The following is a 23,774-nucleotide window of genomic DNA, read 5'->3' as shown; positions in this document are numbered from 1 at the left end:
TGATCCGGCGTACGCGAAGACAGAAACCCCACGTCGATGGCAGTAATTTTTACGCACAGGTCCCGCGTGGTCGATGTGGTGGGACGGTCATCCGGGACCTACGCTGAGGGCCTATTGCCGCCCGGCGTGCGGGTCGCCGGCGCCGTCGGACACGTGATCGCCGAGTGTGCGGATCGCACGGGCGGACTACCGCATTCGAACCCGGCAGCGAGGCGCGCCGTTGTTTTGAGTAGGGGGTTTACCGTTTGACTGTCACACCTCACGTTGGTGGACCGCTCGAGGAGTTGTTGGAGCGCAGTGGGCGTTTCTTCACGCCCGGGGAGTTCTCCGCCGATCTGCGTACCGTCACGCGCGAGGGCGGCCGCGAAGGTGATGTGTTCTACCGCGACCGGTGGAGCCACGACAAGGTGGTCCGCTCCACGCACGGGGTCAACTGCACCGGATCGTGCTCGTGGAAGATCTACGTCAAGGACGGGATCATCACGTGGGAAACCCAGCAGACTGACTACCCATCGGTGGGCCCGGACCGCCCCGAATACGAGCCGCGTGGCTGCCCCCGGGGCGCGTCGTTCTCCTGGTACAGCTATTCGCCCACGCGGGTGCGTTATCCGTATGCGCGGGGTGTGCTGGTCGAGATGTTCCGTGAGGCCAAGGCGCGGCTCGGTGACCCCGTGCTCGCGTGGGCGGATATCCAGGCCGATCCGGAGCGCCGTCGCCGCTACCAACAAGCGCGCGGCAAGGGTGGGCTGGTCCGGGTGACCTGGGCCGAGGCGACCGAGCTGATCGCCGCGGCCCACGTGCACACCATCAAGACGTACGGCCCGGACCGGGTCGCCGGCTTCACGCCGATTCCGGCCATGTCGATGGTCAGCCATGCCGCGGGTTCGCGATTCGTTTCGCTGCTGGGCGGGGTGATGACCTCGTTCTACGACTGGTACGCCGACCTGCCGGTGGCCTCGCCGCAGGTGTTCGGCGACCAGACCGACGTGCCCGAGTCCGGGGATTGGTGGGACGCGTCGTATTTGATGATGTGGGGCTCCAACGTCCCGATCACCCGAACCCCCGACGCGCACTGGATGGCCGAGGCCCGCTATCGGGGCACCAAAGTCGTTGTGGTGAGCCCGGATTACGCCGACAACACCAAGTTCGCCGACGAGTGGATGCGCTGTGCCGCCGGCACCGACGCCGCGCTGGCGATGGCGATGGGTCACGTGATTCTCTCGGAATGCTATGTGCGCAAGCAGGTTCCGTTCTTCGTCGACTATGCTCGCCGCTACACCGACCTACCGTTCCTGATCAAGCTGCAGCAGCGCGGCGACTCGCTGGTGCCCGGTAAGTTCCTGACGGCGGCCGACATCGGCGAGGAAGTCGAGAACGCGGCGTTCAAGCCCGCCCTGGTCGACGAGGTCACCGACCGGGTCGTCGTGCCGCACGGTTCCCTGGGCTTCCGGTTCGGTGAGGACGGCGTCGGGAAATGGAACCTCGACCTGGGCCCGGTCGTCCCGGCGCTGAGCGTTGCGGGCACGCGGGAAGTCCGACTGGTCGAGCTGCCCAGCTTCGACACCATCGACGGCCACGGCGAGACGGTGCGTCGCGGCGTGCCGGTGCGCCGGGTCGGCGAGCACCTAGTGTGCACCGTGTTCGACCTGATGCTGGCCCATTACGCGGTGCGGCGCGACGGTCTTCCGGGCGAATGGCCGACCGGTTACGACGATCCCAGTCAGCAGAACACCCCGGCCTGGCAGGAACCCATCACCGGGGTGCCCGCCGCGCAGGCGATCAGGGTGGCCAAGGAATTCGCCCGCAACGCAGAGGAATCCGGCGGGCGATCCATGGTGATCATGGGCGGTGGCATCTGCCACTGGTTCCACAGCGACGTGATGTACCGGTCGGTGCTCGCGCTGCTGATGTTGACCGGGTCGATGGGCCGCAACGGCGGCGGCTGGGCGCACTATGTCGGCCAGGAGAAGGTGCGCCCCTTGACGGGCTGGCAGACGATGGCGAATGCCACCGACTGGTCGCGGCCCCCGCGGCAGGTGCCCGGCGCCTCGTACTGGTATGCGCACACCGATCAATGGCGCTACGACACGTACGGGGCGGACAAGCTGTCCAGCCCGTTGGGCCGCGGCAAGTTCGACGACCAGCACACGATCGACGTGCTGGCCTCGGCGACGGCGATGGGCTGGAGCCCGTTCTATCCGCAGTTCGACCGCTCCAGCCTCGACGTCGCCGACGAGGCGGAAGCCGCCGGGCGCGACGTCACGGACTACGTCGCCGAGCAGCTCGCCCAGCGCAAGCTGAAGCTATCGATCACCGACCCCGACGATCCCGTCAACTGGCCGCGCGTGCTGTCGGTCTGGCGGTCGAACCTGATCGGCTCGTCGGGCAAGGGCGGCGAGTACTTCCTGAAACATCTGCTCGGCACGGACTCAAACGTGCAATGCGAGGCCCCCGCCGACGGCGTGCGGCCCGTCGATGTGGCCGCTCACAGGGAGATTCCCGAGGGCAAGCTGGATTTGATGATGTCGATCGACTTCCGGATGACGTCGACGACACTGGTTTCGGACGTGGTGTTGCCCGCGGCGACGTGGTACGAGAAGAACGACCTGTCCAGCACCGACATGCACCCCTACGTGCACGCGTTTTCGCCCGCGATCGACCCGCCATGGGAAACGCGTTCGGACTTCGAAGCGTTCGCCGCCATTGCCCGTGCCTTCAGCGCCATGGCCCGGCAGCATCTGGGCACGCGCAACGACGTCGTGCTGACCGCGCTGCAGCACGACACGCCGGATGCGATGGCGTATCCGGATGGCACCGAACGCAATTGGCTACATGCGAACGAGGTGCCGGTGCCGGGCAGGACGATGGGCAAGCTCACTGTGGTGGAGCGCGACTACGCCGCGATCTACGACAAGTGGGTGACCCTGGGACCGCTCGTCGACCAGTTCGGCATGACCGTCAAGGGCTACACCGTCCATCCCTTCCGTGAGATCGGCGAGCTGGCCGCGAAGTTCGGCGTGATGAATTCCGGTGCGGCAGCCGGCCGTCCGGCGATCACCACCGCCGAGCGGATGGCCGACGTCATCCTCGCCCTGTCCGGGACGTGCAACGGGCGCCTGGCCGTCGAGGGCTTCCTCGAGCTGGAGAAGCGCACCGGGCAGCGGCTGGCGCACCTGGCCGAGGGCAGTGAGGAACGGCGGATCACCTACGCCGACACCCAGGCTCGCCCGGTCCCGGTGATCACCAGCCCGGAGTGGTCCGGTAGCGAGACCGGCGGCCGCCGCTACGCGCCGTTCACGATCAACATCGAGCACCTCAAGCCGTTCCACACGCTGACCGGACGGATGCACTTCTATCTCGCCCACGACTGGGTGGAAGAGCTCGGTGAACACCTGCCCGTGTACCGACCGCCGCTGGACATGGCGCGGCTGTTCAACCAGCCTGAGCTCGGATACGACGGGATCGGGCTCACCGTGCGCTATTTGACGCCCCACTCGAAGTGGTCGTTCCATTCGACGTACCAGGACAACCTGTACATGCTGTCGCTGTCTCGCGGCGGCCCGACGATGTGGATGAGTCCGGGGGATGCGGCGAAAATCAAAGTGCGCGATAACGATTGGGTCGAGGCAAGCAACGCAAACGGTATCTACGTGTGCCGGGCCATCGTCAGCCACCGCATGCCCGACGGCGTGGTGTTCGTCTACCACGTGCAGGAACGCACGGTGGACACGCCGCGCACCGAGACCAACAACAAGCGCGGCGGCAACCACAACGCGCTGACTCGGGTGCGGATCAAACCCAGCCACCTGGCCGGCGGCTACGGCCAGCACGCGTTCGCCTTCAACTACCTCGGCCCCACCGGCAACCAGCGCGACGAGGTGACCGTGGTGCGCCGTCGCAGCCAGGCGGTGACCTACTAGTGAAGGTCATGGCGCAGATGGCGATGGTGATGAACCTCGACAAATGCATCGGCTGCCATACCTGCTCGGTGACTTGCAAGCAGGCCTGGACCAACCGCGCGGGCACCGAGTACGTGTGGTTCAACAACGTCGAAACCCGTCCGGGAGTGGGCTATCCGCGCACCTACGAGGACCAGGATCGCTGGCGCGGCGGCTGGATTCGCGATAAGAGGGGCCGGCTGCGACTGCGCGACGGCGGCCGCATCAACAAGTTGCTGCGCATCTTCGCCAATCCCAAGCTGCCCACCATCGACGACTACTACGAGCCCTGGACCTACGACTACGAGAACCTGACCCGGGCCCCGGCCGGGGACACCTTCCCGACGGCCGCGCCGCGCAGCCAGATCACCGGCGAACCAATGAAGGTGTCGTGGGGATCGAACTGGGACGACAACCTCGCCGGCTCGCCGGAGATCGTGCCCAACGACCCGGTTCTGAAGAAGGTCAGCCAAGAGGTCAAGCTCAAGCTCGAAGAGACCTTCATGTTCTACCTGCCGCGGATCTGCGAACACTGCCTCAACCCGTCGTGCGTGGCCTCCTGCCCGTCGGGGGCGATGTACAAGCGCAGCGAGGACGGCATCGTTCTGGTAGACCAGGATCGCTGCCGGGGCTGGCGGATGTGCGTGTCCGGATGTCCTTACAAGAAGGTGTATTTCAACCACAAGACCGGCAAGGCCGAGAAGTGCACCCTGTGCTATCCGCGCATCGAGGTCGGCCTGCCCACGGTGTGCTCGGAAACCTGCGTGGGCCGCCTGCGCTATCTCGGGCTGGTGCTCTATGACGTGGACCGCGTGCTGGAGGCGGCGTCGGTGGAAAACGACACGGACCTCTACGAGGCGCAGCGCCGGATCCTGTTGGACCCCAACGATGCCGAGGTGATCGCCGCGGCGCGGGCCGAGGGCATCGCAGACGAGTGGATCGAAGCCGCGCAGCGGTCACCGGTGTACGCGCTGATCAACACCTACCGGGTGGCGCTTCCCCTGCACCCGGAATACCGGACCATGCCGATGGTTTGGTACATCCCGCCGCTGTCACCGGTGGTCGACGCGGTCAGCCACGACGGCCACGACGGCGAGGACCTGGGCAACCTGTTCGGTGCCCTCGAAGCGCTGCGCATCCCCATCCAGTACCTGGCCGAGCTGTTCACCGCGGGCGACACCGAAGTGGTGGCCGGGGTGCTGAAGCGGCTGGCCGCGATGCGGTCGTATATGCGCGACATCAACCTCGGCCGCGAGACGCAACCGCACATCCCGCATGCGGTCGGGATGACCGAAGAACAGATCTACAACATGTACCGGCTGCTCGCGGTGGCCAAATACGAAGAGCGCTACGTGATTCCGACGTCGTATGTGGCCGACGTGCCCGCGGCCGCGATGGCCGACGAGATGGGGTGCTCGTTGTCCTTCGAGGGCGGCCCGGGCATGTACGAATCCGGCCCGTTCGGGGAGGGCAGCGGTGCGCCCGTCCCGATCGCCGTGGAAACCTTCCACGCCCTGCAGCAACGCCAGACGGGTGCGGCCGCCGGGGCCGGTAGCACGGGCGGCGGCGGCCGCTCCAGGATCAACCTGCTCAACTGGGACGGCAACGGCGTGCCCGCGGGCCTGTTCCCGGACTCCGACAAAGGCCCGGGGTAGCGATGAGGTTGTTGCCCAAGATTTCCGACCGCGGGTCCTCCCGGGCGATGCAGGACCGACTGGTGTGGCAGGCGGCCTCGCTGCTGCTGGCCTACCCCGACGACGGACAGGCGCAACGGCTCGACACCGTGGGCGAGCTGCTGGACCACATCACCGGGCCCGCCGCAACGATGCTCGAACGGACGCTTCTCGCGCTGCGCGCCCGCGACCCGATGACCGCCGCGGCGGATTATGTCGAGACGTTCGACTTGCGCCGTCGCGCCACGATGTACCTGACCTACTGGACCGCCGGCGATACCCGTAACCGCGGCCGGGAGATGCTGGTGTTCGCCAGCGCTTACCGGGACGCGGGTGTCGAGCCGCCGCGCAAGGAGGCCCCGGATCACCTGCCCGTTGTATTGGAATTCGCCGCGACCGTCGATCCCGAGGCCGGCCGGCGGCTGCTCACCGAGCACCGGGTCCCCATCGACGTACTGCACGGGGCGCTGGCGCAAGCCGAGTCGCCGTACCAGCACGCCGTGGCGGCGGTTTACGAAACGTTGCCGGGCGCAACCGATCAGGAGGCGCGCCGAGCGGAACGGCTGGCTCGCCATCTTTTAGAGGCCGGACCTCCCACGGAAGCCGTTGGGCTGCAACCGTTTACCCTGACGGTCCCGCCGAAGCGCACCGAAAGAGGGTGACCGTGGTTCACATGAAATTGGTCGAGATTTTCTGGGACGACGCGCCTTACGTCGCGCTGTCGGTGGCGGCGGTCGGCACCTGGTGGCGGTATCGCTACGACAAGTTCGGGTGGACCACCCGTTCGTCGCAGCTTTACGAGTCGAAGTTGTTGTCGATCGGCAGCCCGCTGTTCCATTTCGGCAGCCTGCTGGTCATCATGGGCCACGTCATGGGGCTGTTCATTCCGGAATCGTGGACCCGCGCGATCGGGATCAGTGATCACATCTATCACCTGCAGGCGTTGCTGCTCGGTGTGCCCGCCGGCTTTGCCACCCTGATCGGCATCGGGTTGCTGATCTACCGGCGGCGCAGGCACGGGGCGGTGTTCTTGGCCACCACCCGCAACGACAAGCTGATGTATCTGGTGCTGGTGTGCGCGCTGGTGGCGGGGCTGTGCTGCACCCTGGCCGGTGCCACGCACTTCGGCGAGCTGCACGACTACCGGCAGAAGGTGTCGGTCTGGTTCCGGTCGATCTGGATCCTCGATCCGCGCGGGGATCTGATGGCGCACGCGGCGTTCTACTACCAAATTCACGTGTTCATCGCGCTTGCGCTGTTTGCCCTGTGGCCGTTCACCCGCCTGGTGCACGCGTTCAGTGCGCCGGTCGCCTACCTGTTCCGCCCTTACATCGTGTACCGCACCCGGGAAGTGGCCGACAAAGAACTGATCAGCGCGGCACCGCGCCGCCGCGGCTGGTAAGTGCCCATCCTGGGCTTGGGGTGTGCGGCTACGGCGACGCCACCGCACACCCACCGCCGTCACCGCACACTCGACGCCACAGGGCGGTCCGGCATCCGCCAGTTCGCTATCTGAGGTCCCCGCTGCCAGAATCACCGACGTGCCATTTCGCAATGTCGCCATCGTCGCCCACGTGGACCACGGCAAAACCACGCTGGTCGACGCGATGCTGCGGCAGTCCGGCGCGTTGCACGAACGGGGCGAAGTGCAGGAACGCGTGATGGACACCGGCGACCTGGAACGGGAAAAAGGCATCACCATCCTGGCCAAGAACACCGCCGTGCACCGCCACGACCCGGATGGGACCGTCACGGTGATCAACGTGATCGACACCCCGGGCCACGCCGATTTCGGCGGTGAGGTGGAGCGCGGACTGTCCATGGTGGACGGGGTGCTGTTGCTGGTCGACGCGTCCGAGGGCCCGCTGCCGCAAACCCGGTTCGTACTGCGCAAGGCGCTAGCCGCCCACCTCCCGGTGATTCTCGTGGTGAACAAGACGGACCGGCCCGATGCGCGCATCGACGAGGTCGTCGAGGCCAGCCACGACCTGTTGCTCGATGTCGCCTCGGATCTCGACGACGAGGCCGCCGCGGCCGCCGAGCACGCCCTGGGTTTGCCGACGCTATACGCGTCCGGGCGCGCCGGGGTGGCCAGCACCACGCAGCCACCCGACGGCCAGGTTCCCGACGGGTCGAACCTGGACCCGCTGTTCGAGGTCCTGGAAAAGTACGTGCCGGAGCCCAAGGGCGACTCGGGCGCGCCGCTGCAGGCCCTGGTGACCAACCTCGACGCGTCGAGCTTCCTGGGCCGGCTGGCGCTGATCCGCATCTACAACGGGCGCATCCGCAAGGGCCAGCAGGTCGCGTGGATCCGCGAAGTGGACGGCCAGGAGACCACGGCAACCGCGAAGATTACCGAGCTGCTGGCCACCGAGGGCGTCGAACGCCGCCCGACCGACGAGGCCATCGCCGGCGATATTGTCGCCGTCGCCGGCCTGCCGGAGATCATGATCGGCGACACGCTGGCCGACTTAACGAATCCCGTTGCACTGCCGCGGATTACGGTCGACGAGCCGGCGATCTCGGTGACCATCGGAACCAACACCTCGCCGCTGGCCGGCAAGGTCTCCGGGCACAAACTGACCGCGCGCATGGTGCGCAACCGGCTGGACGCCGAATTGGTGGGCAACGTGTCGATCCGCGTGGTCGACATCGGCGTGCCCGACGCGTGGGAGGTGCAGGGGCGCGGCGAGCTGGCCCTGGCCGTGCTGGTCGAACAGATGCGCCGCGAGGGCTTCGAACTGACGGTGGGCAAGCCCCAGGTGGTCACCAAGACCATCGACGGCAAGCTGCACGAGCCGTTCGAGGCCATGACCGTCGACTGCCCAGAGGAATACGTCGGGGCGGTCACGCAACTGATGGCCGCGCGCAAGGGCCGCATGGTGGAGATGGCCAACCACACGACCGGCTGGGTCCGCATGGATTTCGTCGTTCCCAGCCGCGGCCTGATCGGCTGGCGCACCGACTTCCTGACCGAGACCCGCGGCACCGGCGTCGGCCATGCGGTGTTCGACGGGTACCGGCCGTGGGCGGGGGAGATCCGGGCCCGGCACACGGGGTCGCTGGTGTCCGATCGTTCCGGCACCATCACGCCGTTCGCGCTATTGCAGCTGGCCGATCGCGGGCAGTTCTTCGTCGAACCCGGGCAGGACACCTACGAAGGCATGGTCGTCGGAATCAACCCGCGCCCAGAGGATCTCGACATCAACGTCACCCGCGAGAAGAAGCTCACCAACATGCGGTCGTCGACCGCCGATGTCATCGAGACGTTGGCCAAGCCGCTTGAGCTCGATCTGGAGCGGGCCATGGAATTCTGCGCACCCGACGAATGCGTCGAGGTGACTCCCGAGGTGGTGCGAGTGCGAAAGGTCGAGCTGGACGCCACCTCCCGGGCCCGCGGCCGGGCGCGGGCGAAGGCCAGGGGTTAGGCCGGTCGTGGTCGGGCGCGTTGCTGGGCGGGTGCTCGATACCCTGATGGGCGTGCCGAGACGCCACCGCCGTTTCTTCGCGAAGCTCGGCTTCTCGATGGTCGCCGTGGTCTCGCTGGCCGGGCTGGCGCTGGCGGCGTGCACGGTCAGCCCGCCGCCGGCGCCGCAAAGCACTGATACGCCGCACAACTCGGCACCGCCGCCGCAGCGGCCCACCCAGATCATCATGGGAATCGACTCGATCGGTGCCGGGTTCAACCCGCATCTGCTGTCCGATCTGTCCCCGGTGAACGCGGCGATCAGCTCGCTGGTGCTGCCCAGCGCATTTCGGCCGGTGCCCGATCCCGGGACGCCGACGGGTTCGCGCTGGGAGATGGATCCCACGCTGTTGGTCTCGGCGGAGGTGACCAGCCAGAACCCGTTCACGGTGACCTACAAGATCCGGCCCGAGGCGCAATGGACCGACAACGCCCCGATCGCCGCCGACGACTTCTGGTACCTCTGGCATCAGATGGTCAGTCAGCCCGGCGTCGTCGATCCCGCCGGCTACGACCTCATCACCGGCGTGCAGTCGCTCGAGGGCGGCAAGCAGGCGGTGGTGACCTTCGCGCAGCCCTACCCGGCGTGGAAGGAGCTGTTCAGCGACATCCTGCCGGCGCACATCGTCAAGGATGTGCCGGGCGGTTTCGCGGCCGGGCTGGCGCGGGCGCTGCCGGTCACCGGCGGGCAGTTCCGCGTCGAGAACATCGATCCGCAGCGCGACGAAATCCTGATCGCCCGCAACGACCGCTACTGGGGGCCGCCGGCCAAGCCGGCGCTGATCCTGTTCCGCCGCGCCGGGGCGCCGGCGGCGCTGGCCGACTCGGTGCGCAACGGCGATACTCAGGTGGCCCAGGTGCACGGCGGGTCCGCGGCCTTCGCGCAGTTGTCCGCCATCCCCGATGTGCGGACGGCGCGGATCGTCACACCGCGGGTCATGCAGCTCACGCTGCGCGCCAACGAGCCCAAGCTGTCCGACACCCAGGTCCGCAAGGCGATCTTGGGGCTGCTCGACGTCGACCTGCTCGCCGCGGTCGGCGCAGGCAGTGACAACACCGTCACGCTGGCGCAGGCCCAGATCCGTTCGCCCAGCGATCCGGGCTACGAGCCGACCGCGCCTCCCGCGATGACGACGCCGGCGGCGCTGGCGTTGCTGACGGCGTCGGGATACCAAATCGAGAGCAGCACCTCGGCGTCGCCGGTACCGCCGCCGCCCAGCGCGACGCCGCCGGTGAGCACCGGGCCGCCGGAAGTCATTCGGGGGCGGATCAGTAAGGACGGCCAGCAGCTGTCGCTCGTCATCGGGGTGGCCGCGAACGACCCGACCGCGGTCGCGGTGGCCAACACCGCCGCCGACCAGCTGCGCAACGTCGGGATCGCCGCGACGGTGCTGGCGCTGGACCCGGTGACGCTTTATCGCGACGCGCTGAACAACCACCAGGTCGACGCGATCGTCGGATGGCACCAAGCGGGCGGAAACCTGGCGACCCTGCTGGCCTCGCGCTATGGCTGCCCCGCGCTGCAGTCGACGACGGTGCCTACCGCCAACACGCCGACCAATGCCGCCTCCACCGGTCCCTCCGGCCCTGCCGGGCCCACGCCGCCCACGGGGCCGAGCCCCACCGCCACGACGCCGACGTCGACCCCACCCAGTCGCGCACCCGATCCCGGCGCGCTGGTGCAGGCGCCGTCGAACCTGACCGGGATCTGCGATCGCAGCATCCAGTCGAACATCGACGCCGCCCTCAACGGCACCAAGAGCATCAACGACGTGATCACCGCGGTCGAACCGCGGCTGTGGAACATGTCGACCGTGTTGCCGATCCTGCAGGACACGACGATCGTCGCGGCCGGACCGAGCGTGCGGAACGTCAGCCTGTCGGGCGCGGTACCGGTCGGCATCGTCGGCGACGCCGGCCAATGGATCAAAACCGGGCCGTGACGGCCCTCTAGTCGACGGCTGCCGCCGGTGCCCGCGCCGGGATCACGGTGTCGACGATGAGTGCCAGCTCCCGCCGATTCGGCGGTTCCCCGGTGAGCAGGAAGTGTTGGTTGATCAACGCCGGTCCGATCCGCGCGGTCAGCGGGGTGATCGTGGCCGGGTCGATGTCGCCGGAGTCGACGGCGGCTTGCAGGATCGATTCGATGATTTTCAGTCGCGGGCTCACCACGGCATCGGCGAAGATCGCCCGCATCTCGGGTTCGTGGAGCAGCTGCTGGACGACATAAAGGCCCGGAAAGTCGGTCTTGCCGGCCAGCATGTCGCGGTGAGAGGTGAACATCGCCAGCAGGTTGTCTCTGGCCGGGCGGCCCGAGCGCGGCTCGGGGACCGGCGGCAACGCGAAAACCAGCGCGGCGTGTACCAGCTCGCACTTGGTTGCCCAGCGACGGTACAGCGCCGCTTTGCCGGTGTGGGCGCGCGCCGCTATCCCTTCCATCGTCAGGCCGCCGTATCCGACTTCGGTCAGCTCGGCCAACGTGGCCTCGTAGAGGGCACGTTCCAGGACTTCGCCCCGACGGCGGCTGCGGCTGCCGTTGCGGGCTGGTGTGAGCTGGGCCATTCCTCGATAGTAGCCGTCGGCGTTCCTATTCATCGCGCGGCGGGTAGGGTGCGTCCATGCCTGAGACCCCGCGGCTGCTTTTCGTCCACGCGCATCCCGACGACGAGAGCCTCAGCAACGGGGCCACCATCGCCCACTACACCGCCCGCGGCGCACAGGTAAGCGTCGTCACCTGCACGCTCGGCGAGGAGGGCGAGGTCATCGGCGACCGCTGGGCCCGGCTCGCCGTCGACCACGCGGACCAACTCGGCGGGTACCGAATCGGTGAGCTAACCGCCGCGCTGCGCGAGCTCGGCGTCGGCGAGCCGGTCTATCTCGGCGGTGCGGGCCGTTGGCGCGACTCCGGGATGGCCGGCACGGCAAAGCGGCGACAGCAGCGGTTCATCGACGCCGACGAGCGCGAAGCGGTCGGGGCGCTGGTCGCGATCATTCGCGCGCAGCGCCCCCACGTCGTGGTGACATACGACCCCAACGGCGGCTACGGGCATCCCGACCACATCCGCACCCACATGGTCACCGCGGCCGCCGTCGCATCTGCCGGCCCCAAGGCCGGGACCGGCGACTACCCCGGCGAGCCATGGACGGTCCCGAAGTTCTACTGGGCGGTCATCGCGGCGAGCGCATTCGTGGCGGGATGGCGCGCCCTGCAGCCCGATGATCTGCTGCCGGGGTGGACGATCCCGCCCGCGGAAGAGTTCGACTTCGGATATGCGGATTCCGACATCGACGCCGTGGTGGAAGCCGGCCCGGACGCCCTCGCGGCCAAGTCGGCCGCGCTCGCCGCGCACGCCACCCAGGTGGTCGTCGGCCCGACCGGCCGGGTGTGCGCCCTGTCGAACAACATGGCGCTGCCGATACTGGCGCACGAGCATTACGTGCTCGCCGCGGGATCCGCGGGGGATCGCGATGAGCGCGGCTGGGAGACGGATCTGCTCGCGGGACTGGGTTTCAACGGATTCGGCACGCGGTAGGCTGCCAACCAGGCAGCCACGGAAGGAATTCGCATGGACCCCGACCTGGACCCTAACCTGCAGCACTGGCAGGACCGCCTGGACAGCCTGCAGTGGGTACTCGGCTCCATCCTCTCCAATATCGACAGCGTCCCGACCTGACCGAAACCAAGCCGCGCGCCGCGTCTGTTGAGGACAGCGGCACGACAGACCCCGCTATTCGCGTCGTTGTCCTGGCGCTGTTGGCTGTCGACGGGGTGTTGTCCGCGCTAGCCGGGGCCCTGCTGCTGCCGTTCTATATCGGCACGGTCCCCTTTCCCATCAGCGGATTGATCAGTGGATTGGTCAACGCCGCCCTGGTCTGGGCCGCGGGGCGCTGGACGAGTTCGCCACGGGTGGCCGCGTTGCCGCTGTGGACCTGGCTGCTCACGGTGGCGGCGATCAGCATGGGCGGTCCCGCCGACGACATCATCCTGGGCGGCAAGGGGCTGATGGCATACGGGGCGTTGATCCTGATCGTGCTGGGCGTGGTGCCACCGGTATGGGTGCTGTGGCGCTACAGCGTGCACCGCTGAGGCTCGTCGAGATGGCCGGGAATGCGAGCGCGGGCCGGGCGGCGCCTGGCGCTACTGTTGCGCAAAGGGCACCCGCCATGGTTGCCAGGCTTCCAAAATGTTGGGACGCGCGGATGAAATTCGATCGTGGGGAAGTTACACAAACGTGCCACTGACACCGGTGCCTCCGGAGCCCACCGCTCTGCCTAGCCCCGTCATTCCGCCCAAGGCCAATCGGTCGGCGCTGCGGCGGGTGTTGCGGCGGGCCCGGGACGGGGTCGCGCTAAACATGGACGAGGCGGCCCTCGCGATGACCGCCCGCGGAGCGGACCTGGCCGACTTGTGCGCCAGCGCGGCGCGGGTGCGTGACGCGGGCCTGGAGTCGGCCGGTCGGCGTGGCCCGGGCGGCCGGTTGCCGATCACCTATTCGCGGAAGGTCTTCATCCCGGTCACTCACCTGTGCCGGGACAGCTGCCACTACTGCACGTTTGTCACGGTGCCCGGCAGGCTGCGCGCCCAGGGCGCCGGCATGTACATGGAGCCCGACGAGATCCTCGACGTCGCCCGCCGCGGGGCCGAACTCGGTTGCAAGGAAGCGCTATTCACACTGGGCGACCGGCCCGAGGAACGTTGGCCGGAGGCCCGCGACTGGCTCGGCGAGCGGGGCTACGACTCCACACTCTCCTACGTGCGGGCGATGGCGATCCGGGTGCTGGAGGAGACCGGGCTGCTGCCGCACCTGAATCCCGGGGTGATGAGCTGGTCGGAGATGTCGCGGCTGAAGCCGGTGGCGCCGTCGATGGGCATGATGCTCGAGACGACGTCGCGACGGCTGTTCGAGACGAAAGGGCTTGCGCACTACGGCAGCCCGGACAAAGACCCGGCGGTTCGGTTGCGCACGTTGACCGATGCGGGCCGGCTGTCCATCCCGTTCACCACCGGACTGCTGGTGGGGATCGGGGAGACGCTGCCCGAACGGGCCGACACCTTGCACGCGATTCGCAAGTCGCACAAGGAGTTCGGGCACGTCCAGGAAGTGATCGTGCAGAATTTCCGGGCCAAGGAACACACCGCGATGGCCGGCTTCCCCGACGCCGGGATCGAGGACTACCTGGCAACGGTGGCGGTCGCGCGATTGGTGTTGGGTCCCGGCATGCGCATCCAGGCGCCGCCCAATCTGGTGTCGCGCGAGGAGTGCCTGGCACTGGTGGCCGCCGGAGTCGACGACTGGGGCGGGGTGTCGCCGTTGACGCCCGACCACGTCAACCCGGAACGGCCCTGGCCCGCTTTGGACGAGCTGGCCGCCGTCACCGCCGAAGCAGGATACGAGTTGATGCAGCGGTTGACCGCGCAGCCGAAATACGTGCAGGCGGGCGCCGCGTGGATCGACCCACGGGTGCGGGGACACGTTGTGGCACTGGCCGATCCGGCGACCGGTTTGGCCCGCGACGTCAACCCGGTCGGCATGCCCTGGCAGGAGCCCGACGACGTGGAGTCCTCCGGCCGGGTCGACCTCAATGCGGCGATCGACTCCGAGGGACGCAACACCGAGGCGCGCAGCGATCTCGATAGCGCCTTCGGCGATTGGGAATCGATCCGTGCACACGTGCACGAGCTCGCCGCGCACGCGCCCGAACGCATCGACACCGATGTCCTTGCGGCGTTGCGATCGGCCGAACGCGATCCCGCCGGCTGCACCGACGAGGAGTACCTGGCGTTGGCGACAGCCGACGGTGCCGCGCTGGAAGCGGTTGCTGCACTGGCCGATTCGCTACGTCGTGACGTGGTCGGTGACGACGTGACGTTCGTGGTGAATCGCAACATCAATTTCACCAACATCTGCTACACCGGCTGCCGGTTCTGCGCGTTCGCGCAGCGCAAGGGTGACGCCGACGCGTACTCCTTGTCCACCGACGAGGTCGCCGACCGCGCCTGGGAGGCGCACGTCGAGGGCGCCACCGAGGTCTGCATGCAGGGCGGGATCGACCCCGAGCTGCCGGTCACCGGCTACGCCGACCTGGTCCGCGCCGTCAAGGCCCGCGTCCCGTCGATGCACGTGCACGCGTTCTCCCCGATGGAGATCGCCAACGGCGTGACCAAGAGCGGGTTGAGCGTCCGCGAGTGGCTGATCAGCCTGCGGGAGGCCGGGCTGGACACCATCCCCGGCACCGCCGCCGAGATCCTGGACGACGAGGTGCGCTGGGTGCTCACCAAGGGCAAGCTGCCGACGTCGATGTGGATCGAGATCGTGACCACCGCGCACGAGGTGGGCCTGAGGTCGTCGTCGACGATGATGTACGGGCACGTCGACAGTCCCCGGCACTGGGTCGGACACCTCAACGTGTTGCGCGAAATCCAGGACCGCACCGGCGGTTTCACCGAGTTTGTGCCGCTGCCGTTCGTGCACCAGAGTTCGCCGTTGTATCTCGCCGGCGCCGCCCGTCCCGGCCCCACCCATCGCGACAACCGGGCGGTGCACGCGCTGGCGCGGATCATGTTGCACGGCCGCATTTCTCACATTCAAACCAGCTGGGTCAAGCTCGGTGTCGCGCGCACGCAGGTGATGCTCAACGGCGGCGCCAACGACCTGGGCGGCACGCTGATGGAGGAGACCATCTCGCGGATGGCCGGCTCGGAGCACGGGTCGGCGAAAACGGTGGCCGAACTGACCGCGATCGCCGAGGGCATCGGCCGCCCCGCCCGGCAGCGCACCACCACCTATTCGCCGCTCGCCGCGTAGGTGTCGGAGGCAGCGGGTATACCCGAGGCCGTGAAACGACAGATCGATACCGACCGATTTCCCGAATGGCAGCCCTTCGCGGACGCCGTGCAGCAGCGCCGCCCGGATACCGGGACCTGGTGTGAAGCCTGGACGGTACGCGACATCGTGGCCCATCAAGCCGGGAACGCCGAGGAGCTCGCCCGAGTGCTGGGCGCACACCTGGAAGGCGAACCCGTCGGCACCCGCAGTTTCGAAGAACGGGAAGGCCCCCTGCGCGCGCTCAACGATGCCGACCTGTGGGATGCCCTCCTCGACCGCATGGCCACCCTGAACGAGGTCGCCGTGGCAGCCGAAGCGGTTCCCGCCGACACCGATGTCGCCTGGACCGGACGCACCATGAAGGTGCCCTGGTTCGCCGAGCACATGCGCGAAGAACTCGTCCTGCACGGCTGGGACATCACCGGCGACTGCGACAAGAGCGTCGCCTTCCAGACCGCGCTAGCGGAGCCGTGGATGACGACGCACAGCGTCGTCGCGGTGGGACGCCCGCTGCTCGCCAAGGGCGCCAAGGAAATCGGCTCGGGTGAGCGAATCGAGGCCCGGCTGCGAGTTCCCGAGACCGACGACGTCGTCCTCAGCGCGGACGCGGACCACACCACCGTCGGATTCGCCGACGCGGTGGGTCCGGCCACACTCGAAACCGATGCCGCAGCACGGGTTTTGCTCCTGTGGGGCCGCCGACCCGGCGACCCGTCCAGGATCTGCAGCCGAGTCGGCGCCGAAACCTTGGGTCGCGTGCGCCGACTACTCAGCGGCTACTGAACTACCTGAGCCGGTCGGCTCAGTAGTTGTTGCAGACGCCGGCGACGTTCTCGATGGTGCCCATGAACTGGGCGGCCTGCGGCATCGCCCGGATCTGCGCGGCCATCTGCTGGCGCTTCGGCGGCGGCGCGGCGAGGAACTGCCGCAAGTAGTTCTGCGCCACCGGCGATGAGTTCAATTGCGCGGCAGTTGCCGGATCGGTCGCGTTAAGCGCCGCCATCACCTGCCCGTAGTTGCAGGTCGTGTCGACGATCGGATCCGCGGACGCGACCCCGGTGGCAGCGCTCAGCGCCACTGCCACGCCGCCAACTGCGGCTGCCAACTTCCCCAACGACAGCGTCATCATTTATCGGACACCTTCCCCAGTTATGCACCGCTGTTGACGGCGACGACATCTCTGCCCAGCGGTTTGCCGTCCTCTGCGAGGCTACCAGGCGCCGTGGGCGTTCCCTTTCGCGTGACTATTCGTACGCCGCCGCCCGAATGTAACTATCTGCAGGTCATCGGCTTGGCGGCGTTCGTCGTCGCCGGTGAACGCTATACCAACTCACAGCTTCGACCCCGCGACTTGGGCACGGACCGCGGTCATGCTTTGCTATGGCGACTAGGTTTATAGAACGCCAGTCCTCCAGTGCGTGCCGGGTAGTTGACGTGTATGTGCAACGTCTAGTATCAGTAACCGAAAGCTTTGCATTTTGCGAGGCCTGGAGCACCGCGGCGAAGCAAACGGCAGCCCACACCGAGCAGTACATGGAGGAGACCTTGAGGAGACGTCCGTGACGTACACGATCGCCGAGCCTTGCGTCGACATCAAGGACAAGGCATGCATCGAGGAGTGCCCCGTCGATTGCATCTACGAGGGCGCTCGGATGCTCTACATCCACCCTGACGAGTGCGTCGACTGTGGGGCCTGTGAACCGGTCTGCCCTGTCGAAGCGATCTACTACGAAGACGACGTGCCCGAGCAATGGAGCCAGTACACGCAGATCAACGCAGACTTCTTCGTTGAGCTGGGCTCCCCGGGTGGCGCGGCCAAGGTCGGCATGACCGAGAACGACCCGCAGGTGGTCAAGGATCTGGCGCCGCAGGGCGAAGGCGACTGAGCGGGCCGGTGCCGCGTAAGCCCGGGATGGCCCGGCTTGTTTCGGCGTCCCTGCCGGAATTCCCCTGGGACACCTTGGCCGACGCCAAGGCGCTGGCCGGGGACCATCCCGACGGCATCGTCGACCTGTCGGTCGGCACGCCGGTCGACCCGGTCGCCACGGTGATCCGGGAGGCGCTGGCGGCCGCCCGCGCGGCGCCAGGGTACCCGGCGACGGCCGGCACCGTGCGGCTGCGGGAATCCGCGGTCGCCGCGCTTGACCGCCGCTTCGGCATTACCGGGCTGGGCGAGTCGGCGGTGCTGCCCGTGATCGGGACCAAAGAGCTCATCGCCTGGCTGCCAACACTGTTGGGTCTGGGCGCCGCCGACGTGGTCGTGGTGCCGGAGCTGGCCTACCCCACCTATGAGGTCGGCGCCCGCCTGGCCGGGGCGCAAGTGCTGCGCGCGGACTCGCTGACCCAACTCGGCCCGCAGTCACCGGCGTTGTTCTACCTCAATTCGCCGAGCAACCCGACCGGGCGCGTGCTCGGCCTCGACCACCTGCGCAAGGTGGTCGGATGGGCGCGCGAGCGGGGCGTTGTCGTGGCTTCCGACGAGTGTTACCTGGGCTTGGGCTGGGACGCCGAACCGCTATCGGTGCTGCACCCGTCGGTCTGCGACGGCGACCACACCGGGCTGCTGGCGGTGCATTCGCTCTCCAAGAGCTCGTCGCTGGCCGGCTATCGGGCGGGTTTCGTCGCGGGGGATCCGGGGCTCGTCGCCGAGCTCCTGGCGGTGCGCAAGCACGCCGGGATGATGGTGCCGACGCCGGTGCAGGCCGCGATGACGGCCGCGCTGGATGACGACGTCCACGACAAGCTGCAGCGTGAGCGATACGCCCGCCGGCGGGCCGCGCTGGCGCCGGCGCTGCGCTCGGCCGGTTTTGTTGTCGACTTTTCCGAAGGCGGCCTGTACCTGTGGGCCACCCGCGGCGAGCCCTGCCGGGACAGCGTCGCGTGGTTCGCGCAGCGCGGCATCCTCGTCGCACCCGGCGAGTTCTACGGCCCGGGCGGTGCGCGGCACGTGCGCGTCGCGCTGACCGCCACCGACGAGCGCATCGCGGCCGCGGTGGGCCGGCTCACCGCGCCGGCTGAGGCCTGATCGCCGCCCGGCCACGAATATGGCCGGTCCGCCTGCCGCGCGGCCGGGGCGGGCGGCAGAATGCATCGCAGGCGCTCCGACCTCGGGTAAGGATGTGGTTGTGACAACTTCGGCTGGCAAGCTGCGGATCCCGGTGTCAATAGGGGACCTGGCCAAGCGTGTCTTTCTGGGCAAGCCGCTGATCACCGAGGAGTTGGCATCCGAGAAGCTATCGAATCCGGTTGCGCTGGGGGCGCTTTCGCCCGACGCGATCTCGTCGACCGCTTACGGGCCCGAGCAGATCCTGATCGAACTGCTGCCGCGTGCAGGGCTGGCGGCGTTTGTGTTGTTGCTTCCCATCACCGGCGTCATCTTGCTGATTCTGGTGTTGGTTGCCGCGTCGTATCGGCAGGTCGTCATGGCCTATACCCGAGCCGGTGGTTCCTACATCGTGGCGCGGGAGAACTTCGGGCCGCGGGTGGCGCAGGTCGCCGCCGCGGCTCTGTTGATCGACTATGTGGTCACCGTGGCGGTGCAATCCGCAGCCGGGACGGTGGCGGTGGTATCGGCGATCCCCGTCTTGGGTCCGCACAGCCTGCAAATCACGGTCGCGGTCGTGCTGGTCATCTGCTACCTGAACCTGCGCGGACTGAGGGAGGCGGGCTGGCAGTTCGCATTCGCGACCTACTTCTTCGTCGTCATGATCGGCCTGATGATCGTGGTCGGCATCCTTCGCGTGACATTCGGCGATCTACCGGTGTACGACCCCGCGCACCTGCCGGGCACGGTGCCAGTCCAGCAGGGTGGCGGATTGGTGATGGGCGCGACGGTTCTGACGTTGCTGCGCTCGTTCGCCAATGGAGGCTCGTCGCTGACGGGGGTCGAGGCAATCTCGAACACCGTCGATGTGTTTCGAAAGCCGCAGGGCCGCAACGCGCGTCGAGTGCTCACCGCGATGGCTACTATTCTCGGCTTCTTACTGGCCGGTGTCGCCTATCTCGCCTACGTCACGCATGCCACACCGTATGTCACCGAGTATCCGTCGGTCCTGTCGCAAATCGGCCGCGCGGTCTTCGGTCACGGTGTAATCGGTGACATCCTCTATATCCTCGTTCAGACATCCACCGCTGCCATCCTTTTCACGGGCGCAAACACCAGTTTCAACGGATTCCCTGCGCTGGCCAGCTTCGTCGCAGAAGATCGATTCCTGCCGCGCCAGCTGACGAAACGCGGCCACCGCCTGGTGTTTTCGAACGGAATCATCGCGTTGACGGCGCTCTCGGTAGCCTTGCTGATTATCACCGGGGGGTCGGTCAACGCGTTGGTCCCGTTCTACGCGATCGGCGTGTTCACCGGGTTCTCGATGGCCGGTTACGGAATGACCAAACATCATCTGACGCACCGGGAATCGGGTTGGCGACGGCGGCTGGCGATCAACCTATCCGCGGCGATCCTGTCGACCATCGTGGTCGGCATCTTCGCGGTCGCCAAGTTCACCGAGGGCGCGTGGTTGGTCGTCGTCGTCTTCCCGCTACTGGTGTTCGTGCTGATGCGACTCAACCGCGAATATCGTGCCGAGGCGGCCATTCTCGAGATGTTCCGTACCGACCGCCCGGAGTTGGTGAAGTACGCGCGGCACAAAGTTTTCGTGTTTGTGAACTCGGTCGACCTCGCGGTCATCGAAGCGCTGCGCTACGGCCGGGGGCTGCGCGCCGACGAGCTTGTCGCCGTGCACTTCATGGTCGATGAAGCCCACGCGCAGCTGATCCGAAAGCGTTGGGATCACTTCGAACTCGACACGCCACTGCGGGTGGTGGACTGCCCGGACCGGCGGATCACCCGTGCCGCGCAGATGCTGGTCGCCAAGGCGCGCGATGAGCAGCGGAACACCAATGTGACGGTGTTGCTGCCACGTCGCACGTATGCGCCGCTGCTGGGTCGGCTGCTGCACGACCGCACCGCTGACAAGGTCTCCCGCGCGGTCAGCCTGATCCCGGATGCCGCGGCGACGATCGTGCCCTACGACGTGCAGTCGCGAATCCAGCAGGCATACCCCGACAACTTCGAGCAACGGATCGCGCGCGAGCTCGAGAAGGTGGAGGCATGGGTTAACGAGGACGAAGAGGAGAACGTCGAAGCGTATGAACACCCCGACCCTGGGCCGTCGGTGATTACGGTGGCGGGACTGATCCCCGGCCAGCGCGCCACCTTTGAAGGACGGGTGAATCAGGTCGAGGACGTCAACGAAGGTAGGCGGACCCGGCGGCAGGTCGTCATCGGTGATAACACCGGCGAGATCAGCGTGACGTTCCGTCCAGGACATGGGGGCGCAGACATCCAGCCCGGGCAGTTGTTGCGGATTACCGGCAAGCCGAAGCAGACGGGCAACCGGCCCATGTCGTTGGTCGACCCGACATATCAGGTGATCGAGGACCCGGCGAAGGCCGGCAGGCCGGGCGATTCGGGGGAGTCCGGGGAACAGAAAGGACACGCGTGAAGCGACTGGCAGCAGTGTTGGTCTCCGTGTTGGGCTTCGCATTCACCGCCAATGGCTATCGGCCGCTGACCAAGCGGCCGTACGGCGCCATGTATGCGTTCGGCTACGGCGTTTTCGCGTCGGAACTTCCGATGCAATCACTCGGCGTGCAGTTCGCGGCGCTGGCGTCGGTCTCGCGCGGACTGCCGCCGCGGGTACGCCGATTCAGCTGGCTGCTGTCGGCGCTGTCTTGGCTCGGGCTCCTGGGCCTGCGCCACGTCGGGCGCAATGCCAACGAGCCACTGACCGCCGCGCTCGATGCCGGCCTGGGCCCCGACCGTCGCACCGAGTCGGGCGATCTGTGGCGGCGCCCCGCGCCCGGCGGTGCGACCGCGAAGAAACCCGGTGTGGCCCGAATGCTGCGGATCTACCGCGACTACGCGCACGACGGCGACATCAGCTACGGGGAGTACGGCTCGCGCAATCATCTCGACATCTGGCGACGGCCCGACCTCGACCGCGACGGTCACGCCCCGGTCCTGCTGCAGGTCCCCGGCGGCGCCTGGGTGACCGGAAACAAACGGGGACAAGCACATCCGTTGATGAGCCATCTGGCCGAGCTCGGCTGGATCTGTGTCGCGATCAACTACCGGCTCAGCCCGCGCTCTACCTGGCCCGACCAGATCGTCGACGTCAAGCGTGCGATCGCGTGGACGAAAGAGCACATCGCCGCCTACGGCGGTGATCCGGAGTGGATCGCGATCACCGGTGGCTCGGCCGGCGGGCACCTGTCGTCGCTGGCCGCGCTGACGCCGAATGATCCGCGGTTCCAGCCGGGTTTCGAGGAGGCCGACACCCGGGTGCATGCGGCGGTGCCGTTCTACGGGGTCTACGACTTCACCCGAACCGACGACTCCATGCATCCGCTGATGGTGCCGATGGTGGCGAAGCAGGTATTCAAGTTGAGCCGGACGGAGATCGCCGAGCCCTTTCGCGTCGCCTCGCCGATCACCCATGTCAGCGCCGACGCGCCGCCGTTCTTCGTGCTGCACGGAACCAACGACTCGCTGATCCCGGTTGAACAGGCCCGCAGCTTTGTCGCACGGCTCACCGAGGTCAGCCGCCAGCCGGTCGTCTACGCCGAATTACCGTACGCACAGCACGCTTTCGACATCTTCGGGTCGGCCCGCGCGGCGCACGCCGCGGTGGCCGTCGAGCAGTTCCTCGCCGAGATCTACGCGAAGCGCGCGGTTTCCGTATAGGCGGCGTTAAGCGCTGACGCCCCAATGGAACACGCGGGAGGCCAGCAGCACGATCCCCAGCGAGACCGCCGCCACGACGACGAGCCCGATCACGGCCACCAGCAGCGGCCGCCATCCGGTCCGCGCGATCTGCCGGATGTCGGTGTTGAGTCCCACCCCGGCGAACGTCAGCAGGAACGCCCACTTCGAAACGTTGGCCAGATTCGCGGTCTGGCCCTTGGTCAGCCAGCCCGCGGTCGCGATCGCCGAGACCGCCAGAAAGCCGAGCACGAATTTCGGGAATTTGTGCCAGACGAACTCGGCCTTGGCTTTCGCGCCGCGCGCGATCTCGTCGGCCTGCCCGCGCGCGGCCCAATACAGCGCGAAGCCCAGCACCACGAACCCGATCAGCGCGTTGCGGGTCGACTTGACCAGCACGGCGATCTTGCCGGCATGGTCGGAAAACAGATATCCGGTGGCGGTGGTTTCGGCGGTGTTGTCCACCGCCAGGCCCGCCCACAGCCCGAACTCGCGATCGGTCAGGCCGATCGCGTGTCCCAGCGGCGGCAGCACGAACAGCGCCACCGCCCCCAACGCCAGGATTGCCGCGATGGCGTAGCCGACGTCGGAGTTGCGCGCCCGGATCGCGCCCTTGGCGGCCACGATCGCCGACACCCCGCAGATCGACGTACCGATCGCCAGCAGCGAAGCGAGCTTGCCGGATAACCCGAAGGCGCGCGCGGCGACGATGATGATGGTGCCCGCGACCGCCATGTCGACCAAGATCTGGAGCAGGCTCAGCCCGCCGAGTTTGGCGATGTCGCCGAGCACGAAACGCGCTCCCAGCACGACGATCCCGGCCTTGAGCCAAAACTCGTATGTCTGCACGCCGGGCCGAAATATCCGGTGCAGGCCGACGGTGTTGGTGATGACAAGCCCAATCACGATGGCCCACAACACGTATTCGATATCGGGCACCCGCCAGTGTTCGTGTTTGGCCAGTGCGTTCCACCAAATCTGGGCGTATTTGCCGAGCAGCCCGACGGCAATCAGCAACAGCACGCCGGGTACGTAGTCCAGCGGCCGGCTGCTGGTGAAGGCCGGCTCGTCCAGCGTCGCTTCGCGCTCAAGTCCAGTGGTGCTCACGCG

At 67.5% G+C, this 23,774-nt stretch carries 17 protein-coding genes; 14 read left to right on the top strand and 3 right to left on the bottom strand.

Annotated elements, in window-relative coordinates; translation table 11 throughout:
- Positions 1-245 precede the first annotated feature (245 nt).
- From A5745_RS02385 to A5745_RS02360, 6 genes are all read left to right on the top strand, one after another.
- Positions 246-3,920, top strand: coding sequence for a nitrate reductase subunit alpha (locus A5745_RS02385; RefSeq protein ID WP_076114970.1), 3,675 nt, complete (start codon positions 246-248; stop codon positions 3,918-3,920).
- On the top strand, positions 3,920-5,593 hold the full coding sequence (narH, locus tag A5745_RS02380; RefSeq protein WP_076114969.1) for a nitrate reductase subunit beta: 1,674 nt from the start codon (positions 3,920-3,922) through the stop codon (positions 5,591-5,593). The genes A5745_RS02385 and narH overlap by 1 nt, the downstream gene beginning before the upstream one ends.
- 2 nt (positions 5,594-5,595) lie before the next feature.
- Positions 5,596-6,273, top strand: coding sequence for a nitrate reductase molybdenum cofactor assembly chaperone (narJ, locus tag A5745_RS02375; protein WP_076114968.1), 678 nt, complete (start codon positions 5,596-5,598; stop codon positions 6,271-6,273).
- Positions 6,274-6,284: 11 nt separating this feature from the next.
- Positions 6,285-7,013: a respiratory nitrate reductase subunit gamma gene (gene narI, locus A5745_RS02370; RefSeq protein ID WP_076114993.1), complete on the top strand. Its 729-nt coding sequence runs from the start codon at positions 6,285-6,287 to the stop codon at positions 7,011-7,013.
- 139 nt (positions 7,014-7,152) lie between these two features.
- Positions 7,153-9,039: a translational GTPase TypA gene (gene typA / locus A5745_RS02365; RefSeq protein WP_076114967.1), complete on the top strand. Its 1,887-nt coding sequence runs from the start codon at positions 7,153-7,155 to the stop codon at positions 9,037-9,039.
- A 46-nt stretch (positions 9,040-9,085) separates the two neighbouring features.
- On the top strand, positions 9,086-11,020 hold the full coding sequence (locus A5745_RS02360) for an ABC transporter family substrate-binding protein (protein WP_175879751.1): 1,935 nt from the start codon (positions 9,086-9,088) through the stop codon (positions 11,018-11,020).
- Between the two features lie 7 nt (positions 11,021-11,027).
- Here A5745_RS02360 and A5745_RS02355 read toward each other — a convergent pair whose 3' ends face one another.
- Positions 11,028-11,639 (bottom strand): TetR/AcrR family transcriptional regulator, encoded by a 612-nt coding sequence (locus tag A5745_RS02355; RefSeq protein WP_076057789.1) that lies wholly within the window; start codon positions 11,637-11,639, stop codon positions 11,028-11,030.
- A gap of 56 nt (positions 11,640-11,695) precedes the next feature.
- Between A5745_RS02355 and mshB the strand changes: the two genes are divergently transcribed.
- The 4 genes from mshB to A5745_RS02335 all read left to right on the top strand — a co-directional run bounded on the left by mshB (position 11,696) and on the right by A5745_RS02335 (position 16,687).
- Entirely contained in the window at positions 11,696-12,610 is a 915-nt protein-coding gene (gene mshB, locus A5745_RS02350; protein WP_076114965.1) for an N-acetyl-1-D-myo-inositol-2-amino-2-deoxy-alpha-D-glucopyranoside deacetylase, read from the top strand.
- A 92-nt stretch (positions 12,611-12,702) separates the two neighbouring features.
- Positions 12,703-13,164, top strand: coding sequence for a hypothetical protein (locus A5745_RS02345; RefSeq protein ID WP_076057791.1), 462 nt, complete (start codon positions 12,703-12,705; stop codon positions 13,162-13,164).
- 97 nt (positions 13,165-13,261) lie between these two features.
- A complete protein-coding gene (locus tag A5745_RS02340; RefSeq protein ID WP_083662658.1) occupies positions 13,262-15,883 on the top strand; it encodes a bifunctional FO biosynthesis protein CofGH in 2,622 nt (873 codons plus the stop codon).
- Between the two features lie 30 nt (positions 15,884-15,913).
- Complete coding sequence (locus A5745_RS02335) at positions 15,914-16,687, top strand: maleylpyruvate isomerase N-terminal domain-containing protein (RefSeq protein WP_076114992.1); 774 nt, start codon at positions 15,914-15,916, stop codon at positions 16,685-16,687.
- Between the two features lie 19 nt (positions 16,688-16,706).
- Here A5745_RS02335 and A5745_RS02330 read toward each other — a convergent pair whose 3' ends face one another.
- On the bottom strand, positions 16,707-17,030 hold the full coding sequence (locus tag A5745_RS02330) for a hemophore-related protein (protein ID WP_076057822.1): 324 nt from the start codon (positions 17,028-17,030) through the stop codon (positions 16,707-16,709).
- 433 nt (positions 17,031-17,463) lie between these two features.
- Here A5745_RS02330 and fdxA point away from each other — a divergent pair, with 433 nt between their 5' ends.
- The 4 genes from fdxA to A5745_RS02310 all read left to right on the top strand — a co-directional run bounded on the left by fdxA (position 17,464) and on the right by A5745_RS02310 (position 22,646).
- Positions 17,464-17,790, top strand: a complete 327-nt coding sequence (gene fdxA, locus A5745_RS02325) for a ferredoxin (protein ID WP_076057793.1) — start codon at positions 17,464-17,466, stop codon at positions 17,788-17,790.
- A 26-nt stretch (positions 17,791-17,816) separates the two neighbouring features.
- Positions 17,817-18,929, top strand: coding sequence for a succinyldiaminopimelate transaminase (gene dapC, locus A5745_RS02320; RefSeq protein WP_076114963.1), 1,113 nt, complete (start codon positions 17,817-17,819; stop codon positions 18,927-18,929).
- A gap of 100 nt (positions 18,930-19,029) precedes the next feature.
- The gene (locus A5745_RS02315; protein ID WP_076114962.1) at positions 19,030-21,405 is read left to right on the top strand and encodes an APC family permease; all 2,376 of its coding nucleotides are present in this window, start codon (positions 19,030-19,032) and stop codon (positions 21,403-21,405) included.
- Entirely contained in the window at positions 21,402-22,646 is a 1,245-nt protein-coding gene (locus tag A5745_RS02310; protein ID WP_076114961.1) for an alpha/beta hydrolase, read from the top strand. Before A5745_RS02315 ends, A5745_RS02310 begins: the two co-directional genes overlap by 4 nt.
- Before the next feature lie 6 nt (positions 22,647-22,652).
- Here A5745_RS02310 and A5745_RS02305 read toward each other — a convergent pair whose 3' ends face one another.
- Positions 22,653-23,771 (bottom strand): YeiH family protein, encoded by a 1,119-nt coding sequence (locus tag A5745_RS02305; RefSeq protein ID WP_076114960.1) that lies wholly within the window; start codon positions 23,769-23,771, stop codon positions 22,653-22,655.
- Positions 23,772-23,774: the final 3 nt, after the last annotated feature.

It is taken from the genome of Mycobacterium sp. IS-2888 (assembly GCF_001954215.1).
In the GTDB taxonomy this organism is placed as follows: Bacteria; Actinomycetota; Actinomycetes; order Mycobacteriales; family Mycobacteriaceae; genus Mycobacterium.
Note: the sequence above shows the minus strand (reverse complement) of the source record. Positions and strands in the feature narration are given on the sequence as shown.

Coding starts and splice junctions, on each gene's coding strand:
- narJ (WP_076114968.1), top strand. CDS start 5,596: ATGAGGTTGTTGCCCAAGATTTCCGACCGCGGGTCCTCCCGGGCGATG.
- narI (WP_076114993.1), top strand. CDS start 6,285: ATGAAATTGGTCGAGATTTTCTGGGACGACGCGCCTTACGTCGCGCTG.
- A5745_RS02360 (WP_175879751.1), top strand. CDS start 9,086: ATGGGCGTGCCGAGACGCCACCGCCGTTTCTTCGCGAAGCTCGGCTTC.
- A5745_RS02355 (WP_076057789.1), bottom strand. CDS start 11,639: ATGGCCCAGCTCACACCAGCCCGCAACGGCAGCCGCAGCCGCCGTCGG.
- mshB (WP_076114965.1), top strand. CDS start 11,696: ATGCCTGAGACCCCGCGGCTGCTTTTCGTCCACGCGCATCCCGACGAC.
- A5745_RS02340 (WP_083662658.1), top strand. CDS start 13,262: ATGTTGGGACGCGCGGATGAAATTCGATCGTGGGGAAGTTACACAAAC.
- A5745_RS02330 (WP_076057822.1), bottom strand. CDS start 17,030: ATGACGCTGTCGTTGGGGAAGTTGGCAGCCGCAGTTGGCGGCGTGGCA.
- dapC (WP_076114963.1), top strand. CDS start 17,817: ATGGCCCGGCTTGTTTCGGCGTCCCTGCCGGAATTCCCCTGGGACACC.